The organism is Hyphomicrobiales bacterium (assembly GCA_030688605.1).
Lineage (GTDB): Bacteria > Pseudomonadota > Alphaproteobacteria > Rhizobiales > NORP267 > JAUYJB01.
Genome location: JAUYJB010000090.1, coordinates 1 through 15,169 on the forward strand (window position 1 = coordinate 1; position 15,169 = coordinate 15,169).

At 66.4% G+C, this 15,169-nt stretch carries 15 protein-coding genes and 1 tRNA gene; 10 read left to right on the forward strand and 6 right to left on the reverse strand.

Translation table 11 applies throughout. The annotated features are described in order from the left end of the window. Positions 1–735: 735 nt before the first annotated feature. Complete coding sequence (locus tag Q8P46_10020) at positions 736–2,118, forward strand: methyl-accepting chemotaxis protein (GenBank protein MDP2620496.1); 1,383 nt, start codon at positions 736–738, stop codon at positions 2,116–2,118. Positions 2,119–2,332: 214 nt separating this feature from the next. On the opposite strand, the gene Q8P46_10025 is transcribed toward Q8P46_10020, so the two are convergent. The 6 genes from Q8P46_10025 to Q8P46_10050 all read right to left on the reverse strand — a co-directional run bounded on the left by Q8P46_10025 (position 2,333) and on the right by Q8P46_10050 (position 9,459). Further along, positions 2,333–4,180 carry a VC_2705 family sodium/solute symporter gene (locus Q8P46_10025; GenBank protein MDP2620497.1) on the reverse strand — a complete coding sequence of 616 codons (1,848 nt, stop codon included), beginning with the start codon at positions 4,178–4,180 and terminating at the stop codon, positions 2,333–2,335. A gap of 12 nt (positions 4,181–4,192) precedes the next feature. Continuing rightward, entirely contained in the window at positions 4,193–4,450 is a 258-nt protein-coding gene (locus Q8P46_10030) for a DUF4212 domain-containing protein (GenBank protein ID MDP2620498.1), read from the reverse strand. A gap of 420 nt (positions 4,451–4,870) precedes the next feature. Then, complete coding sequence (locus Q8P46_10035; protein ID MDP2620499.1) at positions 4,871–7,066, reverse strand: TRAP transporter fused permease subunit; 2,196 nt, start codon at positions 7,064–7,066, stop codon at positions 4,871–4,873. Between the two features lie 147 nt (positions 7,067–7,213). Beyond that, positions 7,214–8,248: a TAXI family TRAP transporter solute-binding subunit gene (locus Q8P46_10040; GenBank protein MDP2620500.1), complete on the reverse strand. Its 1,035-nt coding sequence runs from the start codon at positions 8,246–8,248 to the stop codon at positions 7,214–7,216. Positions 8,249–8,390: 142 nt separating this feature from the next. Beyond that, a complete protein-coding gene (locus Q8P46_10045) occupies positions 8,391–9,167 on the reverse strand; it encodes an SDR family oxidoreductase (GenBank protein MDP2620501.1) in 777 nt (258 codons plus the stop codon). Positions 9,168–9,384: 217 nt separating this feature from the next. Continuing rightward, positions 9,385–9,459: transfer RNA gene (locus Q8P46_10050), tRNA-Thr, on the reverse strand. 108 nt (positions 9,460–9,567) lie between these two features. On the opposite strand from Q8P46_10050, the gene Q8P46_10055 reads away from it, so the two are divergent. The 9 genes from Q8P46_10055 to yacG all read left to right on the forward strand — a co-directional run bounded on the left by Q8P46_10055 (position 9,568) and on the right by yacG (position 15,148). Then, positions 9,568–9,717 (forward strand): hypothetical protein, encoded by a 150-nt coding sequence (locus Q8P46_10055; GenBank protein MDP2620502.1) that lies wholly within the window; start codon positions 9,568–9,570, stop codon positions 9,715–9,717. Between the two features lie 97 nt (positions 9,718–9,814). Next, positions 9,815–11,104: a UDP-N-acetylglucosamine 1-carboxyvinyltransferase gene (gene murA, locus Q8P46_10060; GenBank protein MDP2620503.1), complete on the forward strand. Its 1,290-nt coding sequence runs from the start codon at positions 9,815–9,817 to the stop codon at positions 11,102–11,104. Between the two features lie 67 nt (positions 11,105–11,171). Further along, positions 11,172–11,666, forward strand: a complete 495-nt coding sequence (locus tag Q8P46_10065) for a DUF2948 family protein (protein MDP2620504.1) — start codon at positions 11,172–11,174, stop codon at positions 11,664–11,666. Beyond that, positions 11,666–12,970, forward strand: a complete 1,305-nt coding sequence (gene hisD, locus Q8P46_10070) for a histidinol dehydrogenase (GenBank protein ID MDP2620505.1) — start codon at positions 11,666–11,668, stop codon at positions 12,968–12,970. The genes Q8P46_10065 and hisD overlap by 1 nt, the downstream gene beginning before the upstream one ends. A gap of 3 nt (positions 12,971–12,973) precedes the next feature. Then, positions 12,974–13,474 (forward strand): UPF0262 family protein, encoded by a 501-nt coding sequence (locus Q8P46_10075; GenBank protein ID MDP2620506.1) that lies wholly within the window; start codon positions 12,974–12,976, stop codon positions 13,472–13,474. A gap of 3 nt (positions 13,475–13,477) precedes the next feature. Then, complete coding sequence (locus Q8P46_10080; protein ID MDP2620507.1) at positions 13,478–13,927, forward strand: arsenate reductase ArsC; 450 nt, start codon at positions 13,478–13,480, stop codon at positions 13,925–13,927. Between the two features lie 115 nt (positions 13,928–14,042). Beyond that, positions 14,043–14,261, forward strand: coding sequence for a translation initiation factor IF-1 (infA, locus tag Q8P46_10085; GenBank protein ID MDP2620508.1), 219 nt, complete (start codon positions 14,043–14,045; stop codon positions 14,259–14,261). 37 nt (positions 14,262–14,298) lie between these two features. Next, entirely contained in the window at positions 14,299–14,922 is a 624-nt protein-coding gene (locus Q8P46_10090; protein MDP2620509.1) for a Maf family nucleotide pyrophosphatase, read from the forward strand. Between the two features lie 10 nt (positions 14,923–14,932). Beyond that, positions 14,933–15,148: a DNA gyrase inhibitor YacG gene (gene yacG / locus Q8P46_10095; protein ID MDP2620510.1), complete on the forward strand. Its 216-nt coding sequence runs from the start codon at positions 14,933–14,935 to the stop codon at positions 15,146–15,148. Positions 15,149–15,169 lie beyond the last annotated feature (21 nt).

Genomic DNA, 15,169 nt, shown 5'->3' on the forward strand with positions numbered 1-15,169 from the left:
AGGCCGAGCTTCGCCGTTGCCGCGATCTGGATCGATCCGGGGTTTGCTTTCTTTCCTCCGGCCCCGGACAGAGCGGGGCCTCGCGCGAGCGCCGCAGCGCCGCGATAGAGCGAGTACTCACGAGTACTCAATGGGGCGACGTTGCGACGCCCGCGCGCGGTGTCTTTCCGATCTTCCCGCCCACGTCTTCCGCGTGGGTCTCACGCGTAGCTCTCTGGCGCTGGAGTCGTAGTGCTCCAGGGTCGGGCAAGGCACGCCCGGGGCGAGGAGCCCGTTAAACTCCACTCATCGCCGCGGGCACCGCTCCCCCGCCCACGCTGCCAGACGGACTAGCCACGCCGGCCCCCGGGCTGGGGATGGGTCCGAGTCTAAGGGCGCTCCGCAGAGCGGGGATAACTTTTGGGTGGGATTAGCGGAAAACCGCGAAAAAACGAGTTCGGTTTCGATAATCACGGTTAACGGGGGGTGAAGACGAGGCGCCGCCACACCCCCCACCCGGCTTCGCGTAAGGCGCGGTTCAGCGCGCGCCAACGCCTCGCATCCATCCCCCGTCAAGGCTATCGGATTCACACATCTTTTGACCTCAATGATTCCAATAACTTATCTGCCCTCATCACGGACCAGCGACCGCCGGGGCGGCGTTGGGCGTTGATATCGGGTCATGCGGCAAGTGCCGGTTAACCATTTTTGAATTGAATAAGGCGCAGGATTGGTCGAACGAGGAGATGCATCACCGTGATTCCGACGGAACCGGCAATCGGGTACGACTGGGGCCTCATCGCCGCCGGTGTGGCCGTTATTGTGCTGGTTGGACTTGCCGCCGTCTATTTCTTGAGACGGATGCGCTCAACGGGCCGCTATGCGCTGGGCGACGACAGCGTCCTGCTCACCATTGCGCTCAACAACATGACGCAAGGGGTGGTCATGTTCGATTCCTCCGAGCGCCTTGTCGTCCGCAACGAGCGCTATATCGAAATGTACGGCCTGTCGCGCGACATCGTGAAGCCCGGATGCACGCTGTTGGACGTCATCAAGAATCGGAAACTGACCGGCAGCCTGGATATCGAGCCGGAGCAATATCGCGCCGAGATCCTCGCCTCGATCAGGGAGAAGGGCGGGATGAGCCGGATCGTCGAAACGCCGGACGGACGCGCGGTCTCGGTCGTCAACCGGGCGATCAAGGGCGGCAGTTACTGGGTCGGCACCCATGACGACATTACCGAGCGGATTCAAGCGGAACGGAAAAGCGCCTCGCTTGCCGAGCAAGAGCGCCGCCGCATGGCGATCGAAGCGGCGATCACATCATTCAGCGAGAGCGTCGAGAAGGTCCTGCGGACGGTGAGCGACAGCACGACGGCGATGAAGTCGACCGCGGTGAAGCTGTCGCAATCGTCCGGTCAAACCTCCGAGCGTACCGCAAGCGCCGTCCACACCTCGGACGAGGCATCGGCCAATGTTGCCGCCGCGGCGGTGGCGGCGGAGGAGCTGATGGGGTCGATCACCGAGATCGGCCGGCAGGTCGGCCAGGCGGCGGAACTGGTCAAGCTCGCGGTGAGCGAAGCGCACAGCACCAACGAGGAGATCAACCGGCTGATGCAGGCGACGCAGGAGATCGGCGACGTGGTCAATCTGATCCGCGACATCGCCGAACAGACCAATCTGCTCGCTCTCAACGCCACCATCGAAGCCGCGCGCGCGGGCGAAGCCGGCCGGGGCTTCGCCGTGGTCGCCTCCGAGGTGAAGTCGCTCGCCGTTCAAACCGCGGCAGCGACCGAGCGGATCTCGGTGCAGATCGCCGCCGTGCAGACCTCGACCACCAGCGCCGTCGAAGCCATCCGGCGCAATACCGAGCGCATGCAGGAAATCAACCGCCACACCTCGGCGGTGGCCGATTCGCTCGAAGAGCAGAGCACCGCGACCGGCGAGATATCGCGCAACGTGTCCGGCGCGGCCGAGGGAACGAAGGTGGTCGTCGGCGTTCTCGACGAGGTCACCAACGCGGTGAACGAGACGCGCAGCGCCGCGGCCACGGTGCTGGCGGCCTCGGAGGCGGTCGAATCGGCCGCCGTCAAGCTGGAGCAACGGGTCGAAAGCTTCCTGGACAGCGTCGCCGTCTAGGTCCTATCCTTGCCACATGTGCCGAAACCTGACCAGAGAGCAGCAGAGCGACGGCTGGCGAGCCTTCATCGCGGCGCTGCCGGACCTCAGAACATGGTTGACCGGCGTCCTGGCGGGGATCTTGCGCCCGGCCCATTTTCCCCTCTCCCGCGCCCGCAGCCGCCGTCGCGGCTGACACCTCCCGTTTGCTTCATTCAGGGCAGGATCGACGCGATCAGGCGGCGCCCTTCTTGCGTGTTGCATCGACCATGGTCTCGCCGCGCGGGGTGCGGATTTCGTCGATGAAATCCTCGATCTCCCGTGACGGCTCCGGCGTCAGCCGGCTCACCACATAGATGGTGGCGAAGCCGATCGGCAGGCCGAAGACGGCCGCCGAGACGTTTCTGACGCCGAACCACTCGCCCATGCCGCCATATTGGGTGAAGATCTGGTAGAACAGGCTGACGGCAAAGCCCGTCAACATGCCGGCGATGGCGCCCTCGCGCGTGCAGCGCTTCCACCAGACGCCGAGCACCAGCGCCGGGAGGTTGCCGGCCGCGGCCAGCGAGAACGCCCAGGCGACCGTCGACAGGATGTCGAGCGGATTGGCGGTGGCGAGCCACGCGGCCGCGACGGCGACCGCGATCACCAGCGCCCGGGCGACGACCAGCCGCCGCGCCGTCGAGGCCTTGGGATCGGCCAGGTTGTAGTGGACATCGTGGCTCAGCGTGTTGGCGACGGCGATGAGGAGGCCGTTGGCCGTCGAGAGGGCGGCGGCGAGGCCGCCGGCGGCCACCAGACCGGCGATCACATAGGGCAGGCCCGCGATCTCCGGCGTCGCGATGACGATGACATCGCGGTCGATCGACAGATCGCTCAGGTGCAGGAGCCCGTCGGCGTTGCCGAGGGCCGCGCAGGCCGCCTTGATCGCGGTAACGGCGGTGGCATCGGCGCCGCAAACCTGCACCAGTCCGATCCGCCCAAAGGCGTAGATCCAATCGGGCAGAGCGTCGAGGCTTGCGCCGATAACGCTCTGATAGACCTCGAGCTTGGCGAAGGCGGCATAAGCAGGCGCGGTGAAGAAAAGGAGGAAGACGAACAGCAGCGACCAGCCGACCGACTTGCGGGCCTCGCGCACGCTCGGCGTGGTGACGTAGCGCATCAGCAGGTGCGGCAGCGACGCCGTGCCGGCCATCAGGCAGAGAATCAGGAGGAAGAAGTTGGCCGGATCATAGTTCGTGAAAGGGGTCAGGTACGGCTTGAGCTGGCTTGGTTCGACCAGACCCTGGACGGCCATGTTCGTCTCCAGCGCCGTGATCTCCTGCAAGGCGGCGCCGTAGGTCAGTTGCGGGATCGGAACGGCATAGTGCTGCGCCGACAGGATGATCACCGGCGCGAGAAAGGCGGCGAACAGGACGATATATTGCGCCACCTGGGTCCAGGTCACCGCCCGCATGCCGCCGAGAACCGAGCACAGAAGAATGCCGATCAGGCCGATGACGATCGCCGTCTGGAAGGTCATGCCCAGGAAGCGCGAGACGATGATGCCGGTCCATTGCAGCTGCGCCGTCAGAAAGGCGACGGAGCAGCAGACCAGCACGACGACGCCGGCAATGCGGACGATGTCGCCGCCGAAGCGGGCGGCCAGGAAGTCGGGGACCGTATAGGCGCCGAGCTTGCGCAGATAAGGCGCGATCAGCACGGCGAGCAGCACGAAGCCGCCGCTGAGGCCGATGACGAAGGCAAGCCCGTCATAGCCGAGCACGTAGAGCGAGCCCGCGATGCCGACGAAAGCGCCGCCGGAAACCCAGCTCGCCGCCGCCGCGACGCCGTTATAGAAGGCGGGAACGCGCCGGCCGGCGACGAAATATTCGGAAATCTGCACCGTCCGCGCGATGACGCCGATGCCGGCGTATAGCACCAGCGTGACGATGATGAACAGATAGCCGATCACCCGCTCGGAGACGCCGATCTGCTCGAGAATCGCCATCAGGATGACGAACGCGGCAAAGACGCTGGTATAGATCGCGTAGACCCTGCCGAGATTGCCTTCGATGTCCCCGCTGCCCGTGCCGTTCGCCATGACGCCGTCCCGTCAGTCGTCTTCGGCGACGCCATATTCACGGTCGATGGCATCCTGGCGCGCGGCGAACCAGAAGACCAGGACCACGAAGGCGACGAGCGAGCCCTGTGCGGCCATGTAGAAGCCGAGCGGGAAGCCGAGGACCGTGAAGCCGTTGAGCGGCACGGCAAAGAAGTGGATGACGATGGCGAAGAACGCCCAGATCGCCAATGTGATCCCCGCAAGCCGCCTGGTCTTGCCCCAATATCCGCCCGAATCAGCTCCCGCCATGGAATGCTTCCCTCCCGTCTGAACGCCGCCCATACGGCGCGAAACCGGCCCCGTCGAACGCATCGACCAAGGTAGACAAGGCGGACCAAGGCAGCATACAAACGCCACCTTGTCCAGCCGCCGCGCGCGCCGCGGGACGGCAGGAAAATCCGCGATATCGGTACCGGATGGGAGCGGCACGGGCGGAGGCTCGGGCAGAAAGGATGCGTCCCCGACATCGGGAGCAAGGCTCGCCGCCTCGGCGATGGCGTCTTCGACGATGCCGACATAGTTGCGGATGCCGGCAAGCGTATGGTGAAGCCGGTTCCGCTCCTTCTTCGGCAGGGCGCCGATCTTCTCGCAGACCGCCTTGAGGAGGATATCGCTCGGCAGCGGGAGGGATTGCTTCGTCGAGCAGCATTGCGGCCATGGCGGCGGCGATCAGCTCATCGGCCTCATGGCGCGCCGTGCCGCCCGCCGCTCGGCGAATATGCTGATGGTCATGAACAGCGCGAAAATGACAAGACCGCCGACGTTCCACAGCGGGTGGTTGGGCCACAGCAGCAGCACGCCGATGCCGGCGAGGATCGGCCGTGCCCAGTGCGGCAGCGGGCCTTCGAGGAAGCCTGCCCAGGCGCCCGACAGGCAGTAGATGCCGATGGTGCCGAACGAGAAGATCATCAGCGACTGCCAGATGTCGCCGACCAGGAACGGCGTATAGGCGAACAGCAGCGGTACGATGTAGAGCCCCTTGGCGATCTTCCAGGCGGTGAATCCGGTTGCCATGGGGGGCGTCTTGGCGATTGCTGCGGCGGCGAAGGCGGTGAGGCAAACCGGCGGCGTGACGTTGCTGTCCTGCGACAGCCAGAAAATGATCATGTGCGCCGAAAGCAACGCCGCGGTCAGATAGGCCGGCGACAGCGTCTGCTCGACGACCGGCCGCATCATTTCCATCGGGATGGCGGCGACCAGCGCCTTGGCGGCGCCGAGATCCATCGGCAGGCCTATCGCCGCGATCCTGTCGGGGGCGACAAGGCCGATGACGGCGCGGGCCATCTCGGGCACCTGGCCGTCGGAAATCGCGACGATGAGTTCGTTGCGGGTAATCAGTTCATAGAGAGCCGGCGCCGAAAGCGTTGCCAGCACGATATAGGCGGCGGTCACCGGAAGCCCCATGCCGAGCACCAGCGAGGCGAGCGCGACCAGAACGATGGTGATCAGCAGATTGCCCTGCGCCCAACTCACGATCATCAGCGAAAAGGTGTTGCCGATGCCGGTCGTGCCGATGACGCCAACCACGATGCCGACCGAAATCAGCAGCACCGCGGTGCTGGTCATGTTGCGCGCGCCGATGGCCAGCGCCTCGAGCACCGCGCGCACGCCCATGGGGCTGCTGCCGAGCCAGGAGCCGACCACGACCGAGATGATCGCGATACCGGCGGCGTAAGTCGGCGTATAGCCGGCAATCAGGAAACCGACCAGCACTGCGATCGGCACCAGCGAATGCCAGCCGTCGCGCAGCACCTGGCCGATCGGGGGGACGTCATCGTCGACCAGCCCGGCGATGCGCTTTCGCTTGGCCTCGATGCGAACCCAGAAGGCAACCGAAAGAAAATACATCAGCGCCGGCAGGAACGAGACGGCGACGATGGTGAGATAGGGGATCTGGGTGTAGCTCGACATGACGAAGGCGCCGGCCCCCATGATCGGCGGCATGAGCTGGCCGCCGGTGGAGGCGGCGGCCTCGACGCCAGCGGCGAAGCGCGCCTCGTAGCCGGCGCGGCGCATCAGCGGGATGGTGATGACGCCGGTGCCGACGGTGTTGGCCACGGCCGAGCCCGAGATCGAGCCGAACAGGCACGAGCCGAACACCGCGACCAGGCCGGGCCCGCCGGTGAGGCGGCCGGCGGAGATGCGGGCGATGTTGATGATGAAGTCGCCCGCGCCCGAGCGCACCAGGAAGCCGCCGAACAGGATGAACATGAACACGTAGGTCGACGAAATGCGGGCAATCAGCCCGAACATTCCGTCGTCCCCGTAGAAGCTGCGGAACAGGATTGTTTCCCAGGTCAGCCCGGGAAAATGGAAGATGCCGGTGACGTGACGCCCCCACCACCCGACATAGGTGAGCGACAGCACGATCATCGTCGGGATGATCCAGCCGGTCGTGCGGCGCGTCAGCTCCACGCACATCAAGACCGCGAGAATCGAGAATATCCAGTCCCTCGTCACGAAGTAGGAGCCGCGCTCGTAGAACGCGTTCTCGCCGATGAAGAAGGCGGCGACCGAGGCCACGACAATCAGCCCGAGCGCGACATCCACCGCCGCGATCGCGCCGACGGCGCCAGGCCGGCGCGCCCGCGCGAGGGGATAGATGAGAGCCGCCAGGAAACCGAAACTCGCGAAATGGATCGCCGAGAACCACAGCTCGGACAGGGTGCCGAGCGTGTTGAGATAGATGTGCACCAGCGAGATGCCGACCCCCGCCCAGAACACGATCGGCCCCGCCCACGACTTTTCCCCGCGGACGTGGGCGATGAATTCGCCGGGTTCCGGCGCGCGGCCGACGTCCGCGTCGTCTTTCACCGATGGCGGTGTCTCGCCGGAAGCGGCGGGAATCTCACGCTCGTCCGTCATGTGTCTTCATGTAAGCCCACCGCGCCGCCGCCGCCCGCGACGCCGTCCTGAGCGGGACGCTTAGCGCGCACCGACAAGTGAACGGCGGCCGGCAAGGCCGCCGTTCTCTTGCTCACCGGCGGGTCGAAAACCCATCGCCACGCAACATCAAGTCGGCATGAGCGCGGGTGCGATGGTCATGCCCTTTTCCTGATAAAACCTGACCGCGCCGGGGTGCAGCGGCGCGGGAAGGCCGGCGAGCGCCTTTTCCAGCGCCATGTCCAGGGTCGCCTTGTGAATGTTCTGCAGGAAGCCGAGATCGTCGAAGATCGCCTCGGTGATGAGGTAGACGGCCTCTTCGTCGACATCGGCGTTGACGGCGAGGAAATTGGGCTGCGAGATCGTGTTGATCGGTTTCGCTTGACCCGGATATGAATCCGGCGGGATCACGTAGCGGGTCCACAGATCGACCCCGATATCGCCATTGCTGCGCGTCACCTCGTCGTCGGTGAAGTCCAGCACGCGAAGCTTGTCGCCCATATTGGCGAGCGCCTGCGTCACCGCCGTCACCGGAACGCCGCCGGGAATATTGGCGCCGTCGATGGTGCCGTTCTGCAACGCGTCGGCGGTCGGGTTGTACCCCATATAGACGACATCGAAATGATTGTCGGTATCGTAGCCGAGCCCGGCCAGTATGCTGCGCCCGGAGCCTTCGGTGCCGGAATTGCGCGCGCCGATCGAGAACTTCCTGCCCTTCAGGTTCTGCAGATCGGCCATGGTGCCGGTCTTGGCAAATTCGCTGAGGGCCACGAAATGTTCGACGTTCACCCACAGCATGCTGACGGAGCGGATGTTCTTCTGCGGGCCATCGGCCTTGAGCATGCCGGTTCCCTTCGCCGCCCAGGCGCCGAAAAGACCCTGCAGAATGGAAAACTGCGCCTGATTCTCGCGCATCAGCTTGACGTTTTCGCCCGACCCGGCGGACGAGATCGCCGACAGCGAGACCTTGTGCGTCGGCTCCAGCTTCACCTTGGTCAGGGTGGCGATGGCGACGCCGACGGGATAGTAGGTCCCGCCGGTGGTGGCGGTGGCCAGTATGTACTGGCGGTCGGCGGCCTGGGCGAAAGCCCTGCCGCCGATGGCCAGACTGGCGGCGCCAGCGGCGCCGGCGAAGAATGTGCGGCGGCTGATCCTCAGAGTCATGCTGATTCCTCCACTGTTGTTATGCGTTACAAAGCGAAATTCCCAATATACCGTCCTGTGCTCGATAGTGTTTCAATCTCGCGCGACTTGCAACCCGATTGGGTCGCGGCAACTGGCCCGTCGTCATCGGCTCGACGGCGGTTCAAATCGAACGGATGAAGCCCCCATCGACGCGGTGAACTGAGCCGGTCAGATAGCTTGCCCGCGCGCTCACCAGAAACACGGCGGCGGCGGCGAACTCCTCGACATGCCCATAGCGCGCCGCCGGTATCGTGTTCAGCGACGCCGCGCGCACCTGTTCGATGGACTTTCCCTGTCTCTCCGCCGCGCCGGCATCGAGCTCGTCGATGCGATCTGTGTGTATGCGGCCGGGCGCAATGCAGTTCACGGTGACGCCGTCGGCGGCGACTTCGCCGGCAAGCGTCTTGCTCCAGCCGACCAGCGCCAAGCGAAGCGCGTTGGAGATGCCCAGATTCGGAATCGGCTGGATGACGCCGGACGACACAATGGTGAGGATGCGGCCCCAGCCGCGCTCCCTCATGCCGGGAAGAAATCCTCGGGTCAGGCGGACGGCGCCGAGAAACATCGTTTCGAAATTCGCGAGCCAAGCCTGGTCCGTAACCGCGACAACCGGTCCCGCGGGCGGGCCTCCGCAATTGTTGATCAAGATATCCGCGTTGCCCACTTCCGAGATGAGCGATTCGATCTCGGCGGGCCTTGCCAAGTCGAAAGCGATCGGCGCCGGGCGTTTCCCGGCGCTTTCGCCGATCTCGTCCGCGGCCCTTTCCAAGGCGTCGGCATTGCGTCCGGCAATGTGAACGTCGGCGCCTTCCGCGGCCAGCGCGGCCGCTATAGCCCGACCCAGGCCCGTGCCGCCGCCGATGACGACGGCGCGTCGATTCTCAAGTCCAAGATCCATGTGCACAATTCTCTCGAGGATGCATCGGCTGTCTAGCGAGCATCCGGCAGGCTGACAATGCCCCGCCGAACCGCATCGAAGTGGGCCTTCGTGAGCATGACATATCCGACCGCGTGGCGGCCCGGCCGACCGGACCGAGAACGGAAGAGGGTGCTTTCCAAGCGCTTCCGCAACCCATGAACAGCAATGCATGAACGATGCAGGTCATTGAGAAGAATGGTGCCGCCGGAGTGGATTGAACACTCGACCTCGCCCTTACCAAGGGCGCGCTCTACCACTGAGCTACGGCGGCGCGAAAAGGGGTGTTGCCGGGCCGACCGGCGCGGGGGCAAACTGCCACACGGGCGGGGCCCGCGCAAGCGCGCCTCGCGCCGCGGCGATGAAGCAAGATGGGGCGCAGATGGCAAACGCCAAGAAGCCGGCAAGGAAGGATGATCGCCGCGATCGGCTGGCGAAGGCCTTGAGAGCCAATCTTGCCAGGCGCAAGGCGCAGGAGCGGGCGCGCGGCGCACGCCAGGAAGCGGCGAAGGAGAAGGTGCCGAAGCGCTGAATTCGGCGAGGCGAGAGGGCGAGGCGCGGCGGCGCCCTTGCCGCGCGGTGCGGGCTCGGCTAAACCCACCGGGCGACGGGCGTAAGACGGAGACGGCATGGACAGGATCAGGATCGGCGGCGGGCGGCGCCTCGAAGGCACGATCGCCATCTCCGGGGCCAAGAACGCGGCCCTGCCGCTGATGATCGCGAGCCTGCTGACGCCGGAGCCGCTGACGCTCGAAAACATGCCCGAGCTCGCCGACGTCAACATGCTGGCGCGCATTCTCGGCAATCACGGCGTCGATCTTGCCGTCGACGGCAAGCGGGCCGGCGATGCCGGCAATCGCGGCCGCATTTACAGGCTCACCGCCGCCGACATCGTCGACACCACGGCACCTTACGAGATGGTCTCGCGGATGCGGGCAAGCTTCTGGGTGCTGGGGCCGCTTCTCGCCCGCTGCGGCGAGGCGCGGGTGTCGATGCCCGGCGGCTGCGCCATCGGCACCAGGCCGGTCGATCTGCACCTGATGGGGCTCAAGGCGCTCGGCGCCGACATCTCGGTCGATGGCGGCTATGTGGTGGCCCGCGCGCCGAAGGGCCTGACCGGCGCTCCCATCCGCTTTCCCAAGGTGACCGTCGGCGGCACCCACAATGTCATGATGGCGGCGACGCTCGCGCGGGGCGAGACGGTGATCGAAAACGCGGCGCGCGAGCCTGAGGTGGGCGATGTCGCCCAGTGCCTCAACAAGATGGGAGCGAGAATCTCCGGCATCGGCACGTCTGCCCTGCGGATCGAGGGCGTTGCCGCGCTCGGCGGCGCGCGTCACGCGGTGCTGCCCGACCGCATCGAGACCGGCACCTACGCCATGGCGGTCGCGGCGACCGGCGGCGACGTGGTGCTCGAAGGCGCGCGGGGCGACCTCATAGAAGCGCCGCTCAAGGTGCTGGGCGAGGCCGGCGCCGAGGTGACGAAGACCAATGCCGGCATCCGCGTTCAGCGCAACGGCGCGGGCCTCGGGCCGGTCACGGTGGCGACGGCGCCGTTTCCGGGCTTTCCCACCGACCTGCAGGCCCAGCTCATGGCCTTGGTCGCCACCGCCGACGGCGTCTCGCAGATCCGCGAAACGATCTTCGAGAACCGGTTCATGCACGTGCAGGAGCTGGTCCGGCTCGGCGCCGACATCCAACTCGACGGCGAAATGGCGACCATCAGGGGCGTTCCCCGCCTCAAGGGCGCTCAGGTCATGGCCACGGATCTGCGCGCCTCTGTGTCGCTGGTCATCGCCGGGCTGGCGGCCGAGGGCGAGACCATCATCAACCGCGTCTACCATCTCGACCGCGGCTTCGAGCGCATCGAGGAAAAGCTCGGCCGCGCCGGCGCCGATATCGAGCGGCTGACCGGCTGAGCGAAAGCATGGATTACGGGACAGGCGGTCATTGCCTGACGCGCCCGACGGGGCTATCTAACAAGCCATGGAACATCTCAAGCTGATCGCGCTCGACGCGGAGGATCTGGAGGTCATTTCGGCCCATCTCCAGGACGCCGTGATGCGCGTCGGCGACATGACCTATCTACCCCGCCAGCAGCGCTTCGCGCTAATCCTCAACCGCTTCAACTGGGAGCAGGCGCTGGAGCAGAGGCCGCGCCGCCGCCAGCTCAACTTCGAGCGCCGCCGCACCGGCCTGCATTTCGATCGCGTGCGCAAGGTCAAGACCCGGAACCTGGATCCCAAGGCGCGCGACGCGGTTCTGGAACTGCTGGCGATCCGTTTCGTGGAGAACGAACCGCCAGCCGGGCATATCGAGCTGGTCTTCGCCGGCGGCGGCACGGTCCGCCTCGACGTCGAATGCATCGAGGCGGCGCTGCGCGACCTCGGCGCATGCTGGGCAACGGACACGCGGCCGGCGCACGCGCTCGACGAGGGCAAGCCGGCCGCCGGAGCCGGACGCAAATCGCAGGGACGATAATGGCCGTTCGATTGCAAGCCGGCAGCGCGGACTTCGAGGCCGCCTTTGCCGCCCTGTTGGCGCGCAAGCGCGAGACGGCCGCCGACATCGACGCGGAGGTCGCGGCGATCATCGCCGCGGTGCGCGCCAACGGCGATGCGGCGCTCATCACCTATACCCGCAAGTTCGACCGGCTCGATCTGGAGCCGGGCAACTTCCGCATCCGCCGGGAGGAGGTCGAGGCGGCGCTTTCCGCGGTCGATCCGGAGGCGCTGACGGCGCTGACCATTGCGTGCCGGCGGATCGAAGCCTATCACCGGCGCCAGCTACCGGCCGACGAGCGCTTCGTCGACGCGGACGGGGTCGAGCTCGGCCACAAATGGACCGCGGTCGAATCCGTCGGCCTCTACGTGCCCGGCGGCACGGCGGCCTATCCGAGCTCGGTGCTGATGAATGCGATTCCCGCCCGCGTCGCCGGCGTCCCGCGCATCGCCATGGTGGTGCCGGCGCCGGAAGGCGCGCTCAACCCGCTGGTTCTCGCGGCGGCCGCTCATCTGTGCGGCATCGAGGAGATCTACCGGATCGGCGGCGCCCACGCGGTCGCAGCGCTTGCCTACGGCACGCAGACGATCCCTCAGGTCGCCAAGATCGTCGGCCCCGGCAATGTCTACGTGGCGGCGGCGAAGCGGCAGGTGTTCGGACAGGTCGGCATCGACATGATCGCCGGACCCTCCGAGGTTCTGATCGTCGCCGACGGCAGCAACGACCCGGACTGGATCGCCATCGACCTGTTGGCGCAGGCCGAGCACGACGAGGCCGCCCAGTCGATCCTGATCACCGATTCGGTGGCGCTGGCCGACGCCGTCTTGGTTGCGGTCGAGCGCCAGCTCAAGACCCTGCCGCGGGCCGAGGTCGCGGCGGCGAGCTGGCGCGACCAGGGAGCGGTCATCGAGGTCGGAAGTCTCGACGAGGCGGTGGCGCTCATCGACCGGGTGGCGCCGGAGCATCTGGAGATCGCCACCGACGACCCGGAGCAGCTGGCGGGCCGGGTGCGCAACGCCGGCGCCATGTTTCTCGGCCGTTACACGCCGGAGGCGGTCGGCGATTACGTCGCCGGCCCCAACCACGTGCTGCCGACGGCGCGCAGCGCGCGCTTTGCTTCCGGCCTCAATGTTCTCGACTTCATGAAGCGCACTTCGATCCTGAAATGCGACGCCGACTCCCTGGCCGCGATCGGGCCGGCGGCGGTCACGCTCGGGCGCGCCGAAGGGCTGGAGGCGCACGCGCGCTCCGTGGCCGCACGGCTCAACATCCCTCGGAACTAGCGCATGGGGGAGGCGCCGAAGCAGGGTGGCGCCGGCGGCGACGCGCGCCGCCTGGTGCGCGTTGCGCTCGACGAGGCCACCATCGGTCGCGCCGTAGCCGAGATCGAGCATGAGCGCGAGGTGGCGATCTACGACCTCCTGGAATGCAATGAGTTCGCGCTGGTCGGCGGGGGCAAGGGGCCCTATGAGCTGACACTGTCGATTATCGACAGGCGCCTCGTCTTCCAGGTCGCCGCCCGCAGGGGCAAGGAGATGTCCTTCATCCTGTCGCTGGCGCCGTTCCGGCGCATCGTCAAGGACTATTTCCTGGTCTGCGAGAGCTACTACAGGGCAATCAAGACGGCGCCGCCGAGCCATATCGAAGCCATCGACATGGGCCGCCGCGGGCTCCACGACGAGGGAACGCAGATCCTGATCGATCGCCTCAAGGGCAAGATCGAGGTCGATTACGAGACGGCGCGGCGCCTGTTCACGCTGATCTGCGTCTTGCATTGGAAAGGCTGACGGGTGGCGGCCGCCGAGTTGCCCGACGCGGTGCTGTTCGCGTGCAGGCTGAACGCCGTGCGCTCGCCGATGGCCGCTGCTCTGATGCGCCATTTCTTTCCGGGCGGGGTCTATGTCGAATCCGCAGGCGTGCATTCCGGCGAGATCGACCCGTTTGCGGTCGCGGTGATGGAGGAGATCGGCATCGACATGTCGAGGCATGCGCCGCACGCGATCGGCGAACTGCATGACACGCTGTTCGACCTGATCGTGACGCTGGCGCCGGAGGCGCACCACCAGGCGCTGGAGCTGACCCGCACCATGGCGGTGGAAGTCGAATATTGGCCGACCATCGACCCGAGCCACGTCTCCGGCAACCGCGAGCAGCGGCTTGCCGCCTATCGCGCGGTCCGCGACCAGCTGACTGAGCGCATCAAGGCGCGTTTCGACTGGCGGCCAGGGCCGAGCGTGTGACGGGTGGCGGAAGTCGCCGAGGCGGTACCTGCGCTGTTCACAAGCCGCCTCGAATTGTATAGCTTTGCGGCGCCTTCGCGCGGCGGCGTCGAAGAGGAGCGACGAAAGGACATTCATGGCCAAGGAAGAGTTGCTCGAATTTCCGGGAACGGTCACCGAGTTACTCCCGAATGCGACCTTCAGGGTCAAACTCGAGAACGACCACGAGATCATCGCCCATACGGCCGGGCGCATGCGCAAAAACCGGATCCGCGTGCTGGCGGGCGACAAGGTACTGGTCGAGATGACACCCTACGATCTGACCAAGGGGCGGATCACCTATCGATTCAAGTAGAGCGGAACCGCTCTAGAGCGATCGGGCACACTGCCAGATGACAAACGCGCGGCCGAGACTCGTCCTTGCCAGCGGCTCGCCCCGGCGTCTGGCACTGCTCGAACAGGCCGGCGTCGTGCCGGATTTTCTGCGGCCGACGGCGATCGACGAGACGCCGGGCAAGGGCGAGATGCCGCGGACGCTGGCAGGCCGGCTGGCGCGCACCAAGGCTGAAGTCGCCTACCGCAATGCCCAGCGCGACGTCGAGCTGAAGGGGGCGCTGATTCTCGCCGCCGACACGGTGGTGGCGATCGGCCGCCGGGTGCTCGCCAAGCCGAACATGAAGGAGGAGGCGGCGACCTGCCTGCGGATGTTGTCGGGGCGCGCGCACCGGGTCTATTCGGCGATCTGCCTGGTCACCGCGAGCGGCGCCTTCCGCTCCCGCCTGGTGCAGACGCGGGTGCGCTTCAAGCGGCTGACCAGCGCGGAAATCGACGCCTATCTGGAATCCAGCCAGTGGCACGGCAAGGCCGGCGGCTACGCCATCCAGGGCCTGGCGGGGGGCTTCGTCGTCAAGCTCGTGGGCTCCTATAGCGGGGTTGTCGGCCTGCCGCTCTACGAGACCTTGCGTCTGCTCGAGAGCGAGCACTATCCGATCATCGACAATTGGCTGCAGACCTGACCGATACCCGATGTCCGCGCGTATCAAACGCCCCAAGCCAAGCTGCCCGATCTGCGGCAAGGCGCAGGATGCGCGCTACCGGCCATTCTGCTCGAAGCGTTGCGCCAACATCGACCTCAACCGCTGGCTGACCGGCGGCTATGCGATCCCCGCGGCCGAGGAGGAGCCGGGCGAGGAGGAAAAAAGGGAGGAGGGCGCCGCAAACGGCGATGAGGCGGGCGGATAGGCGCGCGGAAAGCGGCCGACG

Excerpts from the sequence above, each read along its gene's own strand:
- Q8P46_10025 (MDP2620497.1), bottom strand. The coding sequence starts at position 4,180 with ATGGCGAACGGCACGGGCAGCGGGGACATCGAAGGCAATCTCGGCAGG.
- Q8P46_10030 (MDP2620498.1), bottom strand. The coding sequence starts at position 4,450 with ATGGCGGGAGCTGATTCGGGCGGATATTGGGGCAAGACCAGGCGGCTT.
- Q8P46_10035 (MDP2620499.1), bottom strand. The coding sequence starts at position 7,066 with ATGACGGACGAGCGTGAGATTCCCGCCGCTTCCGGCGAGACACCGCCA.
- Q8P46_10040 (MDP2620500.1), bottom strand. The coding sequence starts at position 8,248 with ATGACTCTGAGGATCAGCCGCCGCACATTCTTCGCCGGCGCCGCTGGC.
- Q8P46_10045 (MDP2620501.1), bottom strand. The coding sequence starts at position 9,167 with ATGGATCTTGGACTTGAGAATCGACGCGCCGTCGTCATCGGCGGCGGC.
- Q8P46_10055 (MDP2620502.1), top strand. The coding sequence starts at position 9,568 with ATGGCAAACGCCAAGAAGCCGGCAAGGAAGGATGATCGCCGCGATCGG.
- murA (MDP2620503.1), top strand. The coding sequence starts at position 9,815 with ATGGACAGGATCAGGATCGGCGGCGGGCGGCGCCTCGAAGGCACGATC.
- Q8P46_10065 (MDP2620504.1), top strand. The coding sequence starts at position 11,172 with ATGGAACATCTCAAGCTGATCGCGCTCGACGCGGAGGATCTGGAGGTC.
- hisD (MDP2620505.1), top strand. The coding sequence starts at position 11,666 with ATGGCCGTTCGATTGCAAGCCGGCAGCGCGGACTTCGAGGCCGCCTTT.
- Q8P46_10075 (MDP2620506.1), top strand. The coding sequence starts at position 12,974 with ATGGGGGAGGCGCCGAAGCAGGGTGGCGCCGGCGGCGACGCGCGCCGC.
- infA (MDP2620508.1), top strand. The coding sequence starts at position 14,043 with ATGGCCAAGGAAGAGTTGCTCGAATTTCCGGGAACGGTCACCGAGTTA.
- Q8P46_10090 (MDP2620509.1), top strand. The coding sequence starts at position 14,299 with ATGACAAACGCGCGGCCGAGACTCGTCCTTGCCAGCGGCTCGCCCCGG.
- yacG (MDP2620510.1), top strand. The coding sequence starts at position 14,933 with ATGTCCGCGCGTATCAAACGCCCCAAGCCAAGCTGCCCGATCTGCGGC.